15 protein-coding genes are annotated in these 20815 nt (G+C 73.8%); 9 read left to right on the top strand and 6 right to left on the bottom strand.

Annotated elements, in window-relative coordinates; translation table 11 throughout:
* Positions 1–7: 7 nt before the first annotated feature.
* Together DZA62_RS11550 and DZA62_RS11545 are read right to left on the bottom strand one after the other, a co-directional pair.
* On the bottom strand, positions 8–874 hold the full coding sequence (locus tag DZA62_RS11550) for an ABC transporter permease (protein WP_116949022.1): 867 nt from the start codon (positions 872–874) through the stop codon (positions 8–10).
* Complete coding sequence (locus tag DZA62_RS11545; protein ID WP_116949021.1) at positions 871–1944, bottom strand: ABC transporter substrate-binding protein; 1074 nt, start codon at positions 1942–1944, stop codon at positions 871–873. Before DZA62_RS11545 ends, DZA62_RS11550 begins: the two co-directional genes overlap by 4 nt.
* A 331-nt stretch (positions 1945–2275) precedes the next feature.
* Between DZA62_RS11545 and DZA62_RS11540 the strand changes: the two genes are divergently transcribed.
* The 6 genes from DZA62_RS11540 to DZA62_RS11515 all read left to right on the top strand — a co-directional run bounded on the left by DZA62_RS11540 (position 2276) and on the right by DZA62_RS11515 (position 8261).
* Positions 2276–2983, top strand: coding sequence for a GntR family transcriptional regulator (locus tag DZA62_RS11540; protein ID WP_198663644.1), 708 nt, complete (start codon positions 2276–2278; stop codon positions 2981–2983).
* 29 nt (positions 2984–3012) lie between these two features.
* Positions 3013–4521, top strand: coding sequence for a gluzincin family metallopeptidase (locus DZA62_RS11535; protein WP_157987607.1), 1509 nt, complete (start codon positions 3013–3015; stop codon positions 4519–4521).
* Positions 4518–5555: a succinylglutamate desuccinylase/aspartoacylase family protein gene (locus tag DZA62_RS11530; protein ID WP_116949018.1), complete on the top strand. Its 1038-nt coding sequence runs from the start codon at positions 4518–4520 to the stop codon at positions 5553–5555. The genes DZA62_RS11535 and DZA62_RS11530 overlap by 4 nt, the downstream gene beginning before the upstream one ends.
* A complete protein-coding gene (locus DZA62_RS11525; protein ID WP_157987606.1) occupies positions 5552–6988 on the top strand; it encodes an amidase in 1437 nt (478 codons plus the stop codon). Before DZA62_RS11530 ends, DZA62_RS11525 begins: the two co-directional genes overlap by 4 nt.
* 42 nt (positions 6989–7030) lie before the next feature.
* Positions 7031–7930 (top strand): siderophore-interacting protein, encoded by a 900-nt coding sequence (locus DZA62_RS11520; protein ID WP_198663643.1) that lies wholly within the window; start codon positions 7031–7033, stop codon positions 7928–7930.
* Between the two features lie 121 nt (positions 7931–8051).
* Positions 8052–8261, top strand: coding sequence for a hypothetical protein (locus DZA62_RS11515; protein WP_116949016.1), 210 nt, complete (start codon positions 8052–8054; stop codon positions 8259–8261).
* On the opposite strand, the gene DZA62_RS11510 is transcribed toward DZA62_RS11515, so the two are convergent.
* Positions 8237–9001: a helix-turn-helix transcriptional regulator gene (locus DZA62_RS11510; RefSeq protein ID WP_157987605.1), complete on the bottom strand. Its 765-nt coding sequence runs from the start codon at positions 8999–9001 to the stop codon at positions 8237–8239. The genes DZA62_RS11515 and DZA62_RS11510 overlap by 25 nt on opposite strands.
* A gap of 123 nt (positions 9002–9124) precedes the next feature.
* Here DZA62_RS11510 and DZA62_RS11505 point away from each other — a divergent pair, with 123 nt between their 5' ends.
* Both DZA62_RS11505 and DZA62_RS11500 read left to right on the top strand, forming a co-directional pair.
* Entirely contained in the window at positions 9125–10858 is a 1734-nt protein-coding gene (locus tag DZA62_RS11505; RefSeq protein ID WP_116949014.1) for an ABC transporter ATP-binding protein, read from the top strand.
* A complete protein-coding gene (locus tag DZA62_RS11500; protein ID WP_116949013.1) occupies positions 10851–12533 on the top strand; it encodes an ABC transporter ATP-binding protein in 1683 nt (560 codons plus the stop codon). The genes DZA62_RS11505 and DZA62_RS11500 overlap by 8 nt, the downstream gene beginning before the upstream one ends.
* Here the strand turns inward: DZA62_RS11500 and DZA62_RS11495 are convergent.
* Positions 12526–13260 carry a DUF2470 domain-containing protein gene (locus DZA62_RS11495; RefSeq protein ID WP_157987604.1) on the bottom strand — a complete coding sequence of 245 codons (735 nt, stop codon included), beginning with the start codon at positions 13258–13260 and terminating at the stop codon, positions 12526–12528. The two genes, DZA62_RS11500 and DZA62_RS11495, sit on opposite strands and share 8 nt — an antisense overlap.
* A 125-nt stretch (positions 13261–13385) precedes the next feature.
* Positions 13386–13676, bottom strand: coding sequence for a hypothetical protein (locus tag DZA62_RS11490; RefSeq protein WP_116949011.1), 291 nt, complete (start codon positions 13674–13676; stop codon positions 13386–13388).
* Positions 13677–13828: 152 nt separating this feature from the next.
* On the opposite strand from DZA62_RS11490, the gene DZA62_RS11485 reads away from it, so the two are divergent.
* A complete protein-coding gene (locus tag DZA62_RS11485; protein ID WP_116949010.1) occupies positions 13829–17800 on the top strand; it encodes a metallophosphoesterase in 3972 nt (1323 codons plus the stop codon).
* Positions 17801–17901: 101 nt separating this feature from the next.
* Here the strand turns inward: DZA62_RS11485 and DZA62_RS11480 are convergent, their stop codons facing one another.
* Entirely contained in the window at positions 17902–20787 is a 2886-nt protein-coding gene (locus DZA62_RS11480; protein WP_116949009.1) for an AfsR/SARP family transcriptional regulator, read from the bottom strand.
* Positions 20788–20815: the final 28 nt, after the last annotated feature.

The raw sequence follows: 20815 nt of genomic DNA, 5'->3' as shown, positions 1-20815 counted from the left end.
CGCCCGCTCACCTCGTCCCCGCCGTCGAGCGCAGGCCGCGCCGCAGGCTGTAGAGGATGGAGACCGCGAGGATGGCGACCAGCACGACGGCGAACGCCGAGGCCGTGGCCCACTGCGAGGTCTGGCTGACCGACGTGTAGATCATCTGCGGGATCGTGTTGACCCGGCCGCCGCCCATCATCGCGGGGACGATGAACGTGCCCGCCGCGGCGGCGAACGTCAGCACGCTGCCCGCCACCAGACCGGGCACCGCGAGCGGCAGCACCACCCGGACCAGCACCTCACGTCGCGGCGCACCGAGCGTCTGAGCTGCCTCGACCAGTGAGACGTCCAGCCGCGACAGCCCGGCGTAGACCGCCAGCGCCATGAACGGGAACTGGAACATGACCAGCGCGATGATGATCCCGGCGAAGGAGTACTGCAGCCCGAGCGGGGTGTCGCGCAGCCCGAGGTCGAGCAGCACCCGGTCCAGCGAGATCATCCCCAGCTGCAGCCCGTAGATCCGCACCACGCCGTTCACCAGCAGCGGCAGCACCAGCAGCAGGAGCAGCACGGTGCGCAGCCCCGGCCGGCGGGTGATCTCGTAGGCGTACAGCAGCCCGAGCACCGCGGTGACCGCCGTCGACACCACCGCGATGACGAACGTGTTCAGCAGCGCGTCGAGGTACAGCGAGTCGGTGAAGAACGTGACGTAGTGGGTCAGGCTGAACCCGCCGGAGTCCAGCCCGTCGCCACTGGCCACGCTGGTGCGCAGGACGAGGTACGCCGGGTAGCCGAACAGGGCCACCACGAACACCAGCATCGGGCCGCCCAGCAGCCAGCTGCCGCGCCGCCCCAGCGTGGCCTCGTCCTCGGGGGAGCGGGCTCGGGTCACGAGCCGAAGATCCTCTGCCAGCGCGTGGTCCAGTCCGGGATCTGCTGGCCGAACTCGTACCAGTCGATCGGCCAGAGGTTCTCCGCGACGGCGGGCGTCTCCAGCAGCTCGGAGGCGAGGTCGTCGGGCAGCTCGACGTCGGTGGTCGACGGCGCGGCCTTGCCGTTGCGGGCCCACTCGACCTGGTTGTCCGGGTCGAGCATGAAGTTGATGAACTCGTAGGCGGCGTCCTTGTTCTCCGAGGCGGCCGGGACGGTGAGGCTCTGGATGCTGTAGGTGGTGCCCTCGTCGGGGATCACCGTCTCGATGCCCTGCTCGCGCAGCGGCACGCCCTGGTCGGCGATCGTGACGCAGGCCAGCACGCTGCCCGAGGCGAGCTTGCTGACGCCGTCGCTGCTGGTGTTGAAGAGGAACTGCACGTTCGGCGCCAGCTCCTCGATCGCCTTCCAGCCGGCCTCGTAGTCGTCCGGTCCGGAACCGAAGACACGGGCGCCGGTGAAGACGAGGAAGAGCCCGCCGATCGACGGCGCGTTCTGGATGCACAGCTGGCCGCGTAGCTCGTCCCGCCACAGGTCCTCCCAGCTGGTGATCTCGAAGCCGAGGCGGTCGCGGTTGTAGATGATGCCGGTGGCGGTGTAGCTGATCGGGACGCCGGACAGCCGGCCCTCGTGCGTGATGCCGTCGGAGAGCCGGGTGTTGATCTGCGCGAACCGCTCGATCCGGCTGGTGTCGATCGGCTCGAGGACGCCGTCGGTCATGCCGCGGGTGGAGTCGGTGCCGATGAGCCATGCGACGTCGTGCTCGCCGGGGCGCTGCTCCAGCAGCGTGAGGGTGTCGCTGCCCGGGTCGTTGAGCAGCGAGATGCCGCTCGCGGACTCGAACCCGGACGCCATCGCGTTGACGGCGCCCTCCCAGACGCCGCTCCAGGTGCGGACGACGAGCTCGCCGCCGCCACCGGACGCCCCGGTGGCCGACGGTTCGTCGTCGCTGCCGCACCCGGCGAGCAGGTAGCCGGCGCCGAGTCCGCCGGCGATGGTCAGTAGCGACCGTCGACTGAGTTCGGGTGCCATGCCTGACCTCCAGATCAGGAAGATTGTCGACACTACAGTGGTTCAATGTGGCCTCTCGTCGAGGCGAAGAGGCGGCTGAACGCGAGGTCTGACCCTCGGTCGGAGGGGACGGCGCCGCGCTGGGCCGGCCGGCGATCGAGTGCGGCCGACGGCCGGTGCGATTGCGCTGAGCTTAGGAAACGCCATGCGGGCTGTCAATGACGTCACGCAGACTTTACGAACCGGACGTCGACGTGGCGGGGCGGGGCCGAGTCGGGGTCCGCGGGGTGTTGCGTCGGCGACAACCCGGCTCTATTGTCGACAATCAATTCCCACGAGACAGGAACGAGAGATGGCCGCAACCGACGCCGTGACGGAGTCATCGACCCTGCCCGAGACCGTGGCCGACTGGATCGAGCGGGCCATCATCGACGGCCGGTTCCCCGAGGGCGCCCGCATCCGTGAGCTGGAGATCGCCAGGGAACTGGAGGTCAGCCGGGCGCCGGTCCGCGAGGCGCTGCGCATCCTGGCCGGCCGCGGGCTGGTCCGGCACGTGCCGAACGTCGGCGCGGTGTCCAGCGGCATGTCGCGGCAGACCGTTCGCGAGGTGTACGCCCTGCGCGCGCTGATCGAGTCGACGATGGCCGGCGCGGCCGTCCCGCGCCTCGGCCCGGCCGAGGTGGCGCGGATGGAGGACCTGCTGGACCAGGTGCTCGCGCTCTCGGCCAGCGGTGAGTGGGAGCTGATGTTCCAGACCGCGTGGCAGTGGCGGGAGATCCTCTACGACGCGTCCGGCAACCGCACGGCGCTGGACCTGGTCCGCCAGCTGCGCGCCCGCATCTCGTCGGTCCCGCACGGGCTGCGCGACGACCCCGAGCACGTCGCGCTGAACAACGTCTTCTACCGCCAGGCCACCACCGCCGTGCGCAACGGCAACGCCGGCGCCGTGGCCGGTCTGGTCAGCGCGTTCCTCTACCAGACCGGTGACCAGGTCCTGGAGTACTTCCGGCAGCGCGTCGCCGGCACCGACGAGGCCGCCGCCGGGCACCGTCCCGCCTGACCCACGACCGCAGAACCAGGAGGACGCACGTGGCACCCCCGATCGCCGACCTGCGTGACTACCTCGCCGAGACCGAGGACTACCGCCGGATCTTCGACCACCTCCGCTACGACCAGCAGACCGCGCTGCCCGACGCCGCCACCGCCGACCGCGCCCGCCAGATCGGGCTGATGGAGCGGCAGCTGAGGGCCCGGATCGCCGACCCGCGACTGGACGCACTGGTCGCGGCCGTCGAGCGGCTCGCGCCGGACCCGGAGGAGGACTTCGCCGCCTGGGCCATCGCGCGGACGGCGCGCCGCGACCACGAGGCGGCCCGGCAGCGGCCGGTCGAGGCGCTGGCCGACTTCCAGGTGGTGGCCGCCGAGGCGTTCCCGGCCTGGCGTGACGCTCGCGCGGCCGGCCGGTGGGCCGACTTCGCGCCTTGGCTGCGCCGGCTGCTCGACATCAACCTGCGGATGGCCGACTCCATCGGCTACACCGACCACCCGATGGACGCGCTGCTGTCCACCTACGAGCCCGGCCTGTCCTACGCCGCGACCGACCGGCTGCTGAACGGTCTGCGCGAGCCGGTCCTGCGGCTCAACGCACAGCGGCAGGCGCGCTATGCCGGCCGGGCGCCGGTGCGCTTCCCCGACCTCGACCGCCGGACCACGTTCGCGTTCGTCCGCGACCTCACCGAGCGGATCGGCTACGACTGGAACCGCGGCGGTCTCGCGGTGTCGCCGCACCCGTTCACCAGCCCGTCGGGCGCCAACGACGTCCGCTTCACCCTGCGCGACGACGTCCCGTTCGACGAGATCCTCACCAGCGCCGTCCACGAGATCGGGCACGCGCTCTACGAGCAGGGCATCGCGCCGGAGCTGTGGGGCACCTCGGCCGCGCGCGGGGTCATGCCGTGGCTGCACGAGTCGCAGGCGAAGTTCTGGGAGAACATCGTCGGCCGGACGCCGCAGTTCGCGCGCTTCGCCCACCGGGTGCTGGTGCCGTACCTGGGCGATCATCCCGACGCGGTGACGCCCGAGTCGCTGCACGAGGCGCTGGTGGCCCGGCCGACCAGCGTCATCCGCATCGCCACCGACGAGCTGACCTTCAACCTGCACATCCTGCTGCGCTGGGAGATCGAGACCTCACTGCTGTCCGGCACGCTGGACGTCGCCGACGTGCCGGAGCTGTGGAACGCCCGCAGCGCCGAGTACTTCGGCGCCGCGCCCGCGTCCGACCGCGACGGCGCCCTGCAGGACCCGCACTGGTGCCACCGGTGGATGGGGCTGTTCACCAGCTACGTCATCGGCAATCTGGTGTCGGCCCAGCTGGCCGAGGCGATGCGCCGCGACGGCGTGGACATCGACGCCGATGCCGGCACCGGGACGTTCGGCCCGATGCTCGGCTGGCTGCGCCGCCACGTGCATGCGCCCGGCCGCACGTACACCCTCGCCGAGCTGGTGCCCCGCGCCACCGGCGCCGACCTCGGCGCCGACGCCTACCTGTCCCATCTCCATCGGCGCTACGCGCCCGACTCCGAAGGGGAGACCCGATGACCACGCTGACCCACTCCGATGACCTCGCCGCCGTCACGCCGGGCTCGAAGTCCCGGTTCCGGCTCCCGGTCGCGCGGCGCAGCTCCGGCGAGGAGCTGGCGATCAGCGGGCAGGTCGTGCGCGGCCGCTCGTCCGGCCCCACGCTGCTGCTGATCGCGAACGTGCACGGCGACGCGATCTTCGGTGCCGAGGCGGTCAACACGGCGCTGACCCGGCTGGACCCGGAGCAGCTGGCCGGCACCGTCATCGGCGTCCCGGTCGCCAACCCGGTCGCGTTCGAGAGCGGCACCCGGGCCACGGGCCAGGGCTGGAACACCGACATGAACAACATGAACCGGGTCTTCCCCGGCACCCGTCAGGGCTGGATCACCCAGAAAATGGCGGCGGTCATCAGCGAGGAGATCATCCCGCACATCGACGCGATGCTCGACTACCACTGCGCCGGCGACACCTCGATCAACTACACGCTGGTGAACTCCGACCGGACGCCGGAGCAGAAGCGGATCTTCGACTTCACCCGGCTGATGGGCACCGATTTCGTCTTCGTCCACGACGTCGACCCCTTCGCCGGCACCATCGACCAGTACGTCAAGTCGCTGGGCAAGCTGTCCATCGTCGCCGAGCAGGGCGGCAACGTCATGCCGGAGGGCTTCGCCGCGCTCACCCAGACCCGCATCGACAACTTCCTCAAGGGGCTGGGCATGATCGACGGGGTACCCGAGCTGCCGGAGCGGCAGCTGCTCATGCGCGAGCGGGTGCTGATCCGGGCCGACCACGGCGGCCTGTGCTACCCGGCGGTGGGGATCGAGGCGCTGTCGACGGTGGTGGCGGGCGGCACGCTGCTGTCCCGCGTGGTCGACGCGCACACCGGCGAGACGCTGCAGGAGATCAGGGCGCCGTACGAGCAGTCGGCGATCCTGCAGACACGGCCGGGGTTCTCGCGGGTCAACCCGGGCGACTACATGTACATCATCGCCGACGCCGGATCCGGCACCTGGGTCCCGTCGCCCGAGCAGTGGCGGCTGGAGGTGTGAGCGCGACCGCGCACCCGGACGTCCGGTCCGACGTCGCGGCGCTGCGGCGCCACCGGCTCGACCTGTTCCCCGACCCGGTCGTGCCGTTCGGCGACGTCGTCCGTGCCGCGCCGCCGGGCCTGGTCCCGGCGGCGCCGGTCGAGCCGGATCCGGACCCGGTGGGCGCCGTCCGACGGGTCCTGACCGGCCTCGACGGGCGCGGGCGCGAGCTGGGCGCCGTGGAGGTGCTGCTGGCCGACGAGGCGCTGACCGCCGCCGCGGAGTCGCGGCGGCGGATCGCCGCCGGAGCCGCCCGCCCGCTGGAGGGCCTGCCGTTCGGGGTGAAGGACGTCATCCAGGTCGAGGGGTCGCCGACGCGGTTCGGCTCGGACCGTTACGCGGACTTCCGGCCTGCGACGACGGCGCGGGTGGTGCGGAACCTGCGCGCCGCCGGCGCCGTCCTCGTGGCCAAACTGGCGACGTACGAGTTCGCGTCCGGGCCGAACAGCCGGACCCGCAACCCGTGCGATCCCGGCCGTCGCTCCGGCGGGTCGTCGTCCGGCCCGGCCTCGGCGGTCGGTGCCGGGTTGCTGCCGCTGGCCGTCGGCACGGACACCGGCGGCTCGATCCGGGTGCCGGCCGCCTGGTGCGGAGCGGTCGGGTTGAAGCCGACGCTGGGTCGCGTCCCGCGTGCCGGCACTCCGCCGCTGACCTGGACGATGGACCACACCGGGCCGCTGGCCGGGAGCGCGGCCCTCGCCGGCGCCGCGCTGACGGCGATGACCGGGGTGCCGCCGGCCGACGCGCGGCCGCGCTGGCCGGTCGCCGGCGCCGCGCCGCTGACCGGGCTGCGCGTCGGTGTGCTCGGCGGCTGGTTCCGGGTGGCCGAGGACGAGGTGCTGAGGCTCGTCGACGCCGCCACCGAGGTGCTGGCCGGGCTGGGCGCGACGCTGGTGCCGGTCGAGCTGCCGGTGATCGAGGAGATCGACCCGGACGCGATCAAACGGATCCTGGTCGCGGCGGAGTCGGCCTCGCTGCACGACGCCGGCGACGACCTCGACGGCTACGGCCCGGTCGTCACCCAGCTGCTCACGGGCGGCCGGTCGCTGTCCGCTGTCGACTACCTGCACGCCCTGCGCTGCCGGACGGTCCTGGCCGGCGCGGTCGACGCGCTGTTCGCGGACGTGGATGTGCTGGCCTGCGCGACGTCGGCGATCGTGGCCCCGCCGGAGGGCGTCGACGCGGTAGCGCTGGGCGGCCGCGACCGCGTGCTGGCGACCGTCGTGGCCCGCAACACGTCGGTGTTCAACGTCTCCGGCCACCCGGCGCTGACGGTGCCCTGCGGCCGCGTCGCGGGCACCGGCCTGCCGGCGGGCCTGCAACTGGTGGCGCCGTGCTGGCGGGAGGACGTGTGCCTCGGCGCCGGCGTCGCGTACGAGGCGGTAGCAGGTTAGGCTTTCCTCACTTCTGTCGCCTGTGATGTCCGAGGAGTACGGATGGCCGTCGGTGCCGACCTGCCCATGCGGTTCTTCCGCGCGGAGGTGATCGAGGCCCGTCCGGTCTGCGCCGACATGGTGCGGGTCGTGTTCGGCGGGCCGGACCTGACCGGGTTCGCGTCGACCGGGGTCGGCGACGAGTACCTGCGCATCTTCTTCCCGGCGCCGGGCGCCGAGCCGGTGCTGCCCGTCGTCGAGGCCAACGGCCGCTGGAGCTACCCGGACGGCGCCGAGGCGTCGCCGATGCGCACCTACACGGTGCGCGAGTTCCGGCGCGCCAGCGGCGAGCTGGTGATCGACTTCGTCGTGCACGACGGCGGCGTGGCGGCGACGTGGGCCCAGCAGGCGGCGCCGGGCGACGTCGTCGCCGTCAACACACCCACCGGCATGTACGACCCGCCCGGTGACCTGCGCTGGCAGCTGCTGCTGGCCGACGCCGCCGGGCTGCCGGCCGCGACCCGGATCCTGGAGGCCGTCCCGGCCGGCGTGCGCACCCGCGCGGTGCTCGAGGTGCCCACACCGCGGCACCGGGTCGACCTGCCCGGCGGTGCCGGCCTGGAGGTCGTCTGGCTGTACGGCGGCAACGGCCACGGCCCGAGCCTGCTGTCCGGCGCCCTGCGCACGGCCGAGCTGCCGGACGGCCCGGGCTACGTGTGGGTGGCCGGCGAGACCGCGGTCCTGCGCGACGCCCGCCGCTACCTGCGGCACGAGCTGAAGCTGCCGCCGTCGGCGTACAAGGTGGTCGGCTACTGGACCGACAACGGCGACGAGTACAACCGCCGCCTGGCCGCGCTCGACGACGCCACCCAGCAGTGGCTGCTCGCGCCGTGGGAGAGCGACGCCGACGAGGAGGACCAGGAGGACGAGTACATCGCCCGGCTGGAGACGCTCGGCCTCTGACCCGGCGCGCCGGGCCGAGCGTCATCGGCCCCGCGATCTCACCCAGCCCGGAGGAGGTGTGCACGCGCCGGAACGGGGAACCTGGGAGCACGGGGACGGCCTACGGTGAGGGGGAGCCGTGATGACGTGGCCGATTGCGGCGAAGCTCCGCTATGTCGACGAGACGCTGCGCTGGCTGGCCGACTACCGCCTGCGCTGCGACGACCCGGGTGAGTTGCTGCGGATCCAGACGGCGATCGACGGGTGGCTGGACGAGCGGCTGGGCCTGATGCGCCGAGCCCAGCGGCTGGGCCTGGCACATGACCATCACGCGCCGAGCAACGCCGCGTAACTGCCCGGCGTGCGGCCGAAGTGGCGGCGGAACGCGTTGATGAACCCGTTCACGCTGCGGTAGCCGACCCGCGCCGCCACGGCCGCGACCGGCAGCCGGTCGGCGAGCAGCGGCAGTGCCGCCCTCAGCCGGACCTGCGTCCTCCAGTCGGTGAACGTCATGCCGGTCTCGGCGACGAACGAGCGGCGCAGGGTCTTCTCGCTGACGTGCAGGGCGGCGGCCCACTCGTGCAGGCTCCGTGGGTCGCCGGGGGAGCGGACGATCGCATCGGCCAGCTCGCGGGCCGACCCACCGGCCGGCATCGGGATGTCCGCCGCCGGGCCGGGGTCGGGACGCAGCAGGTCGGCCAGCAGGGCGCGGGCCCGCTGGGCGGCGTCGTCGGGCAGGTCCGGCCGGGCGAGATAGAGCATGACCTGGCGCAGCATCGGGTCGGCCGCGACGACCGTGGTGCTGGTCCAGGCGATCGGGCAGTCGGCCGGCCACAGGTAGAGGCAGTACAGCTGGGTCGGACGGGTCGCCCGCAGCGCGTGCGGTGTGCCGGCCGGGATCCACACCGCCTGCGACGGCGGCAGCAGCCACGTCCCGCCGGCCTCGACCTCCAGCTGGCCGTGCGCGACCCAGGACAGCTGGTGCTCGGCGTGATCGTGGGTCGTGAAGCCGCTCTGCCGCGGCATGTCGAAGCGGGACAGCCAGAACTCCTCGGCGCCGTCGAGCCCGCCGCCGAACGCGCGCGCGAACACCACACCTCCCGACCGTCGACGTCCGCGGCCTGATGCGAGGTGACCGCTGGGTTGGACCGATACCAGGTTAGCCGAACCTAACCTGTCGGGTGACGCCCGACCCCCGAGAGGACGATGCCCGCGATGGCGGACCCGACCCGCGCCCCTGGGCGCCGGCTGCTGCGGGAGCTGTTCCGCCGCCGCCGGCGCGTGATCGTCACCGGCCTGCTCTGCGGGCTCGCCGCCCAGCTCGGCTACCTGGCCACGCCCGCCCTGGTGCAGCGCGCCGTCGACGACGGCCTGGAGGCCGGCGCGCCCGGCCGGACCGCCGGATGGGCGCTGGCCGTCGTCGGGCTGGCGCTGATCGTGCTGGCCGGTGGTGCGACGGGGGAGCGGCTGACCCGGCACGCCGCGAACGCGACCGCGCTGGACCTGCGCGAGCGGCTGCTGGCCCGGGCCGGCGCCGCCGACGGCGCCGTGACCGCCCGGATCGACCGAGGCGACCTCGCCTCGCGGGCCGAGCGTGACGTGCTGGCCGTCGCCGACTGGGTCGACAAGCTCACCTACTGGACGCTGGCGCTGAGCACGATCGTCGTGGTCGTGCCGGCGGTCGCGACCCTGCATCCGCGGCTGCTGGTCGTGACGGCGATCATGGCGCCGCTGGTCGTCGTCACACAGCTGATCTTCCCGCCCCGCTTCGCCGCCGCGGCCGAGCGGCTGGCCGGGGCGCATGCCCGCCGAGCCGGCGCCGTCGAGGAGCTGCTGTCCGCCGCCGGGGCCGTGCGAGGGCTGGGCGGCACCGGCCGGCTGGTGCGGCGGCACGCCGACGCCAGCGGCGAGGTCACGGTCCACACGCTGGCCGTCGCCCGGGTGGCCGCCTGGTGGGCGTCGGTGCCGCCGTCGGTGCCGCGGCTGGCGATCGCCGCCGGGCTGGCGGCCGGCGGGCTCGCGGTGCTGGACGGCGGGCTCAGTATCGGCGGGCTGATCGCCTACACGTCGTGGATGACGATGCTGACCATCGCGCTGAGCTTCCTGGTGCTGCTGGTGTCGAACCGGCGCGAGGCCGAGGTGTCGGGGACGAGGATCGCCGAGGTGCTGGACATGCCCCTCCCTGGCCCGGGTGGGGCCCACCCTACGGGCGGGCACCGACACTCGCCGTCACCGATTGGACCGGCGTCGAGCGGGCCGGCCCTCACTGCCGTCCTGCCGGAGCGGGGCGAGCTGGTGCTGGACGAGCTCTCCGCGCGCACCGGCAGCGGCGGTGAGCCGACCGCGCCGCTGCGGCTGACGGCGTCGCCCGGTGAGCTGGTCGTGGTGCGGGGACCGGTCGGCAGCGGCAAGTCGTCGCTGCTGCGGGCGGTGGCCCGGCTGGACGAGCCCGCGGCGGGCACCGTCCGGTTCGGCGGGGCCGACGTCGCGCAGGCGGACCGCGCCGACTGGTGGGCCCGGATCGGTTACGTGCCGCAGCGGCCGCTCGTGCTCTCCGGCACCGTCGCGGACAACGTCCGGCTCGGGCGGGAGGCGCGCGACGACGAGGTCGCGTGGGCCTGCCGGGTCGCCGGCGCCGACGGGTACGTCCGCGCGCTCCCCGCCGGGTACGAGACGGCCGTCGGCGAGCGCGGGACGACGCTGTCCGGCGGGCAGGTGCAGCGCCTGGCGCTGGCCCGGGCGCTGCTCGGCCGGCCGCGGGTGCTGCTGCTCGACGACGTCACCTCGGCGGTCGACGTCGGCACCGAGCGGGCGATCCTGGACCGCCTGCGCACCGAGCTGCCGGACACCGCGATCGTCGCCGTGTCGCACCGGGCGCAGGTCAGCGAGCGAGCCGACCGGGTCATCGACCTGCGGGTCCCGGTCACGGCGGGGAGTAACGATGGCTGACGCGCCCGTCCTCGAGGAGGCACCGTCCACCCGCGGGGTGTATCGGCGCTTCGCCGCCGTGGCCCGGCCGTACCGGCGCGAGGCACTGCTCGCGCTGGCGGTCAGCCTGTTCAGCGCCGCGGCGCTGGTGTCGATGGCGCCGATCATCGGGCGGGCGATCGACGAGCTGGTGCAGCGGTCGCGGTCCGGGTTGTTCACGGCCGTCGCCGTGCTGGCCGTGGTCGTCGTCGCGCGGATCTTCCTGCTGCGCACCTCCGAGGTGCTGCTGACCCGGACCGGCGAGCGGGTGGTCCGCGACCTGCGCGACACCGCCGTCGGCCGGATCGCGACGGCGCCGCTGCGGTTCATCGAGTCGCACCGGGTCGGCGACCTGCTGCAGCGCACCACCGGCGAGGTCGCGACCGTCACCGACTTCGTCCGCCAGCAGCTGCCGGACGTCGTCAACCTGTCACTGTCGCTGCTGCTGACGCTGGCCGTGCTGCTGTCGTACTCGCCGCTGCTGACGCTCATCACGCTGGCCGTGACGCTGCCGGCGACGTGGCTGGTGATCCGCTGGTTCCGGCGCGACGCGGCGGGCGCCTACGGACGGGTCGCGGCCGGTCGTGCGGGCATCGCGGCGACGTTCACCGAGACGCTGGCCGGTCGCGAGACGCTGCACCTCACCGGTGGGATGCCGCAGCGCCGGCGCCTGTTCGCCGCCCAGAGCGAGGACCTGCGCGCCGACGAGGATCGCACCGTCGACGTCGAGCTGCGGCTGCGGCTGATCGGCTTCCTGGAGGGGCTGTCGGTGGCGGTCCTGCTGGTGGCCGGCGCCTGGCTGGCAGGGGAGGGCCGGGTCACCATCGGGACGGTCGCCGTGTTCGTGCTGGCGATGACGAACCTGTTCGAGGGCGTGCTGCGGCTGTCGCAGGTGTTCGGCGAGCTGCAGGCCACCGCCGTCAGCCTGGCCCGGCTGCTCGACCTGCTCGAGCGGACGGCGGACCGCTCGCCCGCGGCCGGCGCCGCGCTGCCGGAGGCCGGTGACCTCACCGTCCGCGGCGTGCGCTACGCCTACCGTGCCGGGACCGACGTGCTGGCCGGCGTGGACGTGACGTTCCCGCACGGCGCGCACGTGGCCGTCGCCGGGCCGACCGGGTCGGGCAAGAGCACGCTGGTCAAGCTGGCCAGCGGGCTGTACCGGCCGGACGCGGGCACGGTCGAGTTCGGCGGCGTCGACCTCGCGACGGCCACCGAGGCGCAGGTGCGGCGGCGCATCGTCCTCGTGCCGCAGCAGGTGCACCTGGTCAGTGGGACGCTCGCCGACAACCTCGCGCTGGTGCCGCACGAACCGACGCGTGCGGAGCTGCTCGACGCCGTCGACCGGCTCGGGCTGACGGCGTGGCTGGCCGGGCTGCCGGCCGGGCTGGACACCGTCGTCGGGCCGTACGGTGCGGCGCTGTCGGCGGGGGAGCAGCAGCTGGTCGGCATCGTCCGGGCCGCGCTGGTGGACCCGGCGGTGCTGATCCTCGACGAGGCCACGGCCGACCTCGATCCCGTCGTCGCGGCGAGCATCGAGACCGCCGTCGACCGGGTGCGGGCCGGGCGGACGCTGATCATGGTGGCGCACCGCCCGGAGACGATCGCCCGGCACTCGACCGTCGTGCGGGTCGACGCCGGGGTCGTCGGCATCAGCTGACGTGCGGGTGGAACAGCACCGGGTGCAGCAGCTCGGCCAGTTGCTCGACGGTGTCGAGCGGCTGGGTGAAGTCCAGCCGCACCCAGCGACGTCGCGGGCGGCCGGTGTCGGCGGTGAAGCCGTAGCGGTCCAGCCGGACCGCCCGCGGATGGTCGGCGTCGATGCCCGCCGACGCCAGGGCGGCGCGGAACCACGGTTCCAGCTCGTCGCGGTGGTGGTCGGCGAGGTCGAGCAGCAGGTCGCGCTCGGCCTCGTGCAGCGGGTCCGGCTCGGCGGCGGCGTACTCGGCCGGGTTCAGCGGGCCGCCGCCCTGCTCGGTGACCAGGTGGACGCCGGTCAGGTGCAGCCGGTAGAGGACGGCCTCGGTGCCGACGCCGAGCAGGCTGGGCAGCGGGTTGGCCTCGGCGAACTCCAGCGCCGCCGCGAGGCCGGCGTCGTCGGCGACCGGGTGCAGCCGGCCGCTGGCCCGGGCCTGGCCGAGGCTGGGCGCGTCGGCCGTCGGCGGCACGTCGTCGACGCGGAGCACGCCGCCGGGCCCGACGGGGCCGCGTGAGCGCAGCGCCTCCCGGAGCCCGCCGGCCGCCGGGACCAGCAGCAGCGGCTGGCCGACGTGGTCGGTGCCGTGCCGCACCGGCAGCGGCACCGCGACGTCGTCGAGGAACAGCAGGCCGGGCAGCCGGCCGCGCAGCAGCGTGCGGGCCCGCTCGGCCGGCGACGGGCAGCTCATGTCCACCTCCGGGCTGACGATGAGGAAAGGCTAACCTAACTCATCACCCTTTGTCTCCGCCCCGTCGCCAGTTGATCAGGGGGAAGTGCGGATCCCGGGCGGCCGGAACCCGCGGTTCTCCATGATCAATGAGCGTCGGGCGGGCCCATGGTGGCGAGGAAGACGAACAGCACGACGAGGCCGGCCACCAGCCCGAGCACCCCGCCGGTGAGCGCGCGGGCGCCGTCGTCGGCCAGGCCCTTCTCGGCGCGGTCGAACCCGATCAGGCCGAGGACGATGGCCACGACGGCCGCGGGCGCGGCGACGAACTCGCCGACGAACGGCACGAACGCGAAGACCAGGGCGAGCACGCCGGTGAACAGCGCCGGCCCGCCGAGGCCGCGGGGACGGGGCTTGGTCTCGGGGTCCCCATCCATGGCGCACAGCTTTCCAGATGCACCGGCCGCGGCCAAAGGGTTCACGCAACGGTCACCGTGGTGTCGTCGAGCGGATCGGCGGCGGTTCCCGGTGATCGGGACGATTCAGGGCGCTCCGCCCCACACCGGCCCCCGAGAGACAGGCCCCGCCGATGACGCTGCCCCCACGTCCCGGACGACGCAAGAGACGGGCCGGCCTGGCCGCGGCCGCGCTGGCCGCCGTCCTCGTCGGTGTCACCTGGCCGGCCTCGTACGCGGTGACGGCCGCATCGGACGCCGCGGCCGGGGCCGCCGAGCGGAACCGGGACGTGGCGGCGCAGCCGCCGACGCTGACCCCGGAGGACGGCGCATACCTGGAGGGCACCGTCACCGTCGCGTCCGAGCCGGTCGCGGCCGACGACGACGTCACCGCGCTCACCATCGACGGCGCCCCGGTCCAGGCCACCCCGACGGTCGGCGTGTCGACGCTGAGCTTCGAGGTCGGCAGCAACTCGACCGAGGCCCGCTACCGCAACTACGTCCTGGTCAACGACACGCACCGGATCGAGCTCGGCGACGCCGTCAACGAGCGGGTCAGCCTGGAGATCCCGAACGAGCACCTCGTGCCCGGGCAGAACACCGTCGAGGTGGTCGCGGGCACCATCACCACGAGCTGCGGCGTGAACCACGACGACTTCGTGCTCTCCGACTTCAGCCTCGACCTGATCGGCGGGGCCGCGGACGGCGACGCCAACGAGTTCAGCTACGCCTTCGGCGACGGCAACTGCGGCTCGAACACGTCGCTGCTACTCAACGCCGAGCTGACGTTCGTCGTCGACGGCGACCCGCAGCGCACGACCGGCCTCACCGCCGAGGTCGACACGACGACGCTGGCGAACGGGCCGCACGAGATCGTCGCCCGGACCACCTCCGGCGCCGCCACTACGCACGCCGTCACGGTGAACAACGCCCCGACCGGCGCCCCTCACGTCGCGCCGGCCGACGGCACCCTCACCGCCGGCACGCAGCCGGTGTTCGCGTCGTTCCCGGCCGGAACGTCCGGCGCGGTGCCGGCGCTCACCGTCGACGGCGCCGAGCCGGTCACCCGGCCGACGCTGGGCACGGGCGTGTCGACGTTCAGCTTCGACGTCGGCAGCAACTCGATCGAGGCGCGCTACCACAACCACCTCCTGGTCAACGGCAAGCGGATCGAGCTGGGGGGCGACTACGTCAGCCAGCGGGTCGACATCGCGATCCCGAACCAGTTCCTCGTCCCCGGCGAGAACGTCATCACCTTCGTCACCGGCGGTGTCCAGTCGACCTGCGGCGTCAACCGCGACGACTTCGCCGTCGCGAACCTCGAGCTGGTCGTCCCCGACGGCACCGCGGCGGGTCAGGGCATCGAGCCGTCGTACGTGATGGGCGACGGGACATGCGGCAGCAGCACGACGGCCCTGCGCGAGGTCGAGCTGCGCTACGTCGTGGACGCGCCCGCGGCGGCGGCCCGCGAGACCCTCGGGTCGGGCCTGGCCAGCGTCAGCTTCGACGTGGGCAGCAACTCGATCGAGGCGCGCTACCGCAACCATCTGCTGGTCAACGGCATGAAGGTCGAGCTGGGCGGCGACTACGTCAGCCAGCGCGTCGACGTCACCATCCCGAACGAGTGGCTGCAGCCGGGCTGGAACACCATCGACCTCGTCACCGGCACGTTCGCCACCGGCTGCGGCAACAACCGCGACGACTTCGCCGTCAGCAACGTGACACTCACGCCCGCGGAGGGCACGGCCACGCAGCACCACGCCCTGCCCAGCTACGGGATGGGCGACGGAGACTGCGGCTCCACCGTGAACCCGCTGCGCGAGGTCGACCTGCACTTCCTCGTCGACGCGCCGGCCCGCGGCCTGCGCGCCGACGTCGACACCACCGCGCTGCCGGACGGCGCGCACACCATCGCCGCGTCGTCCACCACCGGCGAGGTCGCCACCCGGCAGCTCGTCACCGACAACACCGCGCCCGAGGTGACGGTGAGCACGCCGGCCGAGGGCGGGACGATCACGTCGGCGGTGGTGCTGGACGTCCAGCTCGAGGACGCCTCGGGAGTGCAGACCGGCCCGGAGGTCGTGCTGGACGGCACGGCGGTCGCGCTCGGCGCGCCGATCGGACCCGGCCTGGCGCCGGGCGAGCACACGCTGGCCGTCACCGGCACCGACGTGCTCGGCAACACGGCGGTCCGCGAGATCGTCTTCACCAGCGCCGGCATCCCGGACGTCCCCGCCGAGACGAGCCCGGCGTCGGGCAGCATCGGCGTCGGCGAGTCCGTCACGCTGTCGGCGCGGGTCGCCACGCCCGGTGGCGGCGATGTGACGACGTCGTTCGCGCAGGCCGAGGTGGCCACCGCGAACACCGCCTGGCAGGGGAGCACGGACACCATGCCGACGACGCCGCGGGTGCCGGGGGAGCGGCCGGTCCAGACGAAGGACCTCGCCCCGCTGGACGGCCGCACGGTCGCCGCGCCGGCCAGCCGCGACATCAGCTACCAGCGCTTCGACATCCGCGTACGGAAGAACGTCGACGCGCCGTTCGTGCGCTGGGAGGGCGTCGTCGACCCGGAGCGGCTGGTCACGCTGCACGCCTGGAACGCCGAGACGCAGGCGTGGGACGCGCTGACCAGTGCTCGGGGCGCCGCCGAGGGCAACACCGCGCTGTCCGCGACGATCGAGGCGACGTACGTCGACCGCAACCGCGTCAACGTCCTCGTCACCGGCGAGGACCCGTTCGCCGACGACATCGTGGACGGCGACCCGAACGGCTTCGCCGACCCGGACAGCTACGACTTCTCCATCGTCCACTTCACCGACACCCAGTACCTGTCCGAGGGTGCGGTGGAGCAGGAGACCGCGGAGGAGCGGGCCGTCTGGGCCTCGGCCTACCGGGGCATCGTCGACTGGGTCGTCGAGAACGCCGAGGAGCGCAAGGTCGCCTACGCGGCGCACACCGGCGACATCATCGAGAACAACACCCGGCCGCCGCTGGACGAGCCGATGCGCCAGCAGGTCATCGGCGAGTTCGAGTTCTCCTCGGAGCAGCAGGGCGTGCTCGACGGCGCGGGCATCCCGAACGGCGTCGTCGCCGGCAACCACGACAACCAGGGCGGCCGCGAGACCGGACCCGAGGCGCTGTACAACCAGTACTTCGGCCCGGACCGCTACGCCGCCGCCGACGACCAGTGGGAGCAGGCGGAGTACGGCGGCCCGTGGCGCGAGGGCGACAACCAGAACCACTACGACCTGTTCTCGGCCGGCGGCCTGGACTTCGTCGTCGTCGGCCTCTCGTTCGGCGTCACCAAGGAGGAGGTCGACTGGGCCAACTCGGTCTTCCAGCGGTTCCCGGACCGCAACGGCATCCTGCTCACGCACGACTACGTGATGCCCTCGACGCTGCCCGACGGCCGCGACGCCGCGATCGCCGCGCCCGACGGCGCGGTGCTCTACAACCGGGTCGTGGCCCCCAACCCGAACGTGTTCCTGGTGCTGGCCGGCCACCGGCACGGCGTAGGGACGAACGTCCGGCCCCCGGTGGGCGAGATCGGGCACGGCGTGGTGGAGCTGCTGGCGGACTACCAGTTCTACACGGTGTCCGCGGACCGGCTCGGGCTCACCGAGATCGGTGGCTACCAGCCGGACGACCAGCTGCAGTTCGGCGCCAGCTTCTTCCGGCTGCTGCAGTTCGACGTCGAGCGGTCGGAGATGATCGTCGACACCTACTCGCCGCTGCTGGCGAACTTCGGGGCGACCGAGTTCGACCAGGACGGCCGGTACAACGGCACCGAGGACAACATGGTGCTGCCGGTCGACCTGCAGACCCGCACCACGACCTTCCAGACCGACGCGATCGCGCTCTACTCGCCGTCGGAGCCGATCGGGTCGGTGACGGTGCCGTCGGGGTCGGTCGCCTCGGTCGACTGGGCGGGCCTGGCGCCGGGCAGCACCTTCGCGTGGATCGTCACCGCGCACAGCGCGGGTGGCGGCGTCACCGCCTCCACCCCGGCCGTCTTCACGACGGCGGACACCCGCGGCCGGCCGGGGGCGTGGGGGCCGGACGCGCCGCTGTACCCGTACTTCGCGCCGTTCGAGTCGCGGGAGTAGGTCGGGCCGTCGAGTTGATCTTGGAGTAGCCGGGGAATGGGCGGGCGATCTGCCCGATGACACCCACGGTCAACTCCAAGATCAACTTTGGCGTGGGTGGGTCAGCGGATGGACTGGACCGGGCCGAACGGGGCGAGCACCGCGTCGGCCCAGAGGGTGCCGCGCAGCCCGGCGAGGTCGACGAGCCGGGTCGCCTCGGCGACGCAGGCGTCGGAGCTGAACAGCTCGCCGCCGGCCCGGTGCGCGTGCGCCAGCTCGGCGAGTGCCTCGCAGGTCGCCTGGACGTCGGGCGCGCCCTGGCCGACCAGGAGCCGGAGCGCTTCGGCGGCGGTCTCGAGGCTGTCCTGTCCGGCCCGCCGCCGCGCCCGGGCGAGCAGGATGGTGGAGTGCGCGACGAGCCGGTCGGAGCGCATCTCCCGGGCCGCCGCGATCGCCTGCTCGGCCGCCTCGATGGCGTCGGCCGGCCGTCCGTCCGCGAGCTGTACGTAGGTCTCGGCCAGACGGAGCTCGTGCGCGTCGAAGGAGCCCGGTTCCGGCACGTACAGCTCCCGGGCCGCCGCCAGCGCCGCCCGCGCCGCGTCGGGATCGCCGTGCCGGGCGAGGAGCTGGGCGTAGGTGAGCTGGCAGCGGATCCGCAGGGCCACCGGCTGCGCCTCGGCGGCCGCGACGCAGCGGCGGCTCATCTCGACGGCGGTCGCGTGGTCGCCCATCCGGTCGTTCAGGACGGCGAGGTTGTTCAGCATGGCCGCCTCGCCGAAGCGATCTCCGAGCCGCCGCCAGAGCAGGATCGCCCGCTCGGCGGCCGCCCGGGCCTCGGCGAACCGGCCCTGATCGGAGTGGATGGTGGCGAGGTTCTGCCACGACGCGGCGACGAAGTGCGAGGCGGCCGGCGGTAGCGGCGCGGCGGTGACGGCGCGGAGCAGTTCCTCGGCGTCGTCCCGCGCCCCGCAGCATTCGATGAGGACGACGTCGAGGTTGGGCGCCAACGCGGCGGCCTCGACCGCCTGGTCCTCGTCGGGAGACATCAGGCCGTCGCGGTTCAGCCCGGCGAACAGCGGCATGCGGGGATGCACCCATGCGTGGACGTCGTCGCGCCGCGCGAAGGCGATGCCGGCGCCCTCGGCGGCGATGGCGGCGACCACCGGCTGGTGCGGGCGGTCGCGGGGCCGCAACCGGTCGCGGGCGTTGGTGATCGAGGCGATCGCCTGGCGCAGCATCCGCCGCCGGCCGGCGTGGTCCGCGGGCCCGGGCCGGTCGTGGAGGTACTCGCCGATGAGGTCGTGCCAGGTGTAGCACTCGGGTGCCGCCGGTTCCAGCAGCCGGACGTCGCAGAGGCGCTCGAGGACGTCACGGGCGTCGGCGCGGCCGGTCTCCCACAGCGCGGTGGCGGACTCGACGTCGACGAGGCCGGCCGGGAGCGCACCCAGGGCGCGGAATCGGGCCGCGTCGGACGGCTCCAGCGTGCTGGTCGTGGCGTCGAGGGCGGCCCGAACCGACCGGTCGCCGAGGCGCAGCTCTGCCAGCCGGCCGGGCCCGGTGAGCCGGTCGCGGAGGTACGCCAGCGGCCACGCCGGGCGAGTGGCGAGCCGGCCGCCGACGATCAGCAACGCCAGCGGCGAGCCTGCGCACGCCTCGACGATCCCGGCGGCGGCCTCGGGCTCGGCGGCCAGCCGGTCGGCGCCGACGAGCCTGGCCAGCAACTGGTGCGACTCCGTGACCGAGATGAGGTCGAGATCGAGGGACAGGTTCGACGGAAGGTCCAGCCGGCGCCGGCTGGTCACCAGGACGGCGCACTCGCCGGCGCCGGGAAGCAGCGCGGCGATCTGCCCGGCCGAGTGGGCGTCGTCGATGACGATCAGCAGCCGGCGCCGCGCGCAGATGGTGCGGAACAGCGTCGCGCGGCCGGTCGGCGAGTGCGGGACGTCGTCGGCCGCGACTCCGAGGTCGCGCAGGAACGTCCCAAGTATGTCGGGCGAGGGCACCGCGGCGCCGCGGCTGGTGCCCTCGGCGAACAGCTGCCCGTCGGGGAACCGGGCCCGAGCCTGGTGCGCGGCTTCGACGATCGTCGTCGTCTTGCCGATCCCGGCCGGCCCCGACACGATGGCGACGCGGACCCGGTCGGCCGGCTGGTCCAGCAGTGCGGCCAGCGCGGACAGCTCCCGCCGCCGCCCGACGAAGGCCGGGGAACCGGCGGGCAGCTGGGCGGGCCGCTCGGGCGCGGGATCGGGCGCCGGGCGGGCCGGTTCGAGCAGTCCCGGGTCGCCGGCCAGCATCCGCTGGTGCAGCTGCGTCGCCTCGGCGCCCGGGTCGATGCCGAGGTCGTCGCGCAGCACGGTGACCAGGCGGGCGAACGTGGCCAGCGCCTCGCCCTGCTGGCCGCTGCGGTAGAGCGCGAGCATGAGGTGGCACCAGCTGCGTTCCCGCCACGGATGGTCCGTGACGAGGCGCCGCAGGGACGCCACGAACAGGTCGTCGACGTCGGCGAGCCGCAGCCGCAGCTCGTTGTGCCGCTCGGCGACCCCGAGCAGCTCCTCCAGCAGCGCGGCCCCTTCGGTCTCGGCCAGCTGCTCGCCGGCCAGGCCGGACAGCGGGTCGCCGGTCCAGAGGCCGAGCGCCTCGGTCAGCCGGGCGAGCTCGTCGCGGGCCGACCCGGCGTCGGAGCCGGCGAGGCGGCGGAAGCGGTGCAGGTCGATCCGGTCCGGGTCGAGGTCCAGCCGCAGGCCGTCGCCGTACGCGACGACGGCGTCGCGCCCCAGCACGTCGCGCACCCGCGAGGCGTACGTCTGGATGGCCCGCCGCGGGCTGGCCGGCAGCTCGTCCGGCGACCACAGCAGCTCCGTGGCGGCGTCGTAGGAGACCGGCGCGCCCAGCCGGAGCGCGAGCGCGGCCAGCAGCACGGCGGGGCGCCGGGCCAGGGCGACGGGCTCTTCGCCGCGGAGCAGCTCGAACGGACCCAGCAGTCGGATGAGGATCACCGGCTCGGGCACAGGTCGAGGGTACCGGCGCGGCCGGGGC

The organism is Jiangella endophytica, assembly GCF_003427025.1.
Taxonomy (GTDB): Bacteria; Actinomycetota; Actinomycetes; order Jiangellales; family Jiangellaceae; genus Jiangella; species Jiangella endophytica.
This window is presented reverse-complemented; position numbering and strand designations above follow the sequence as displayed.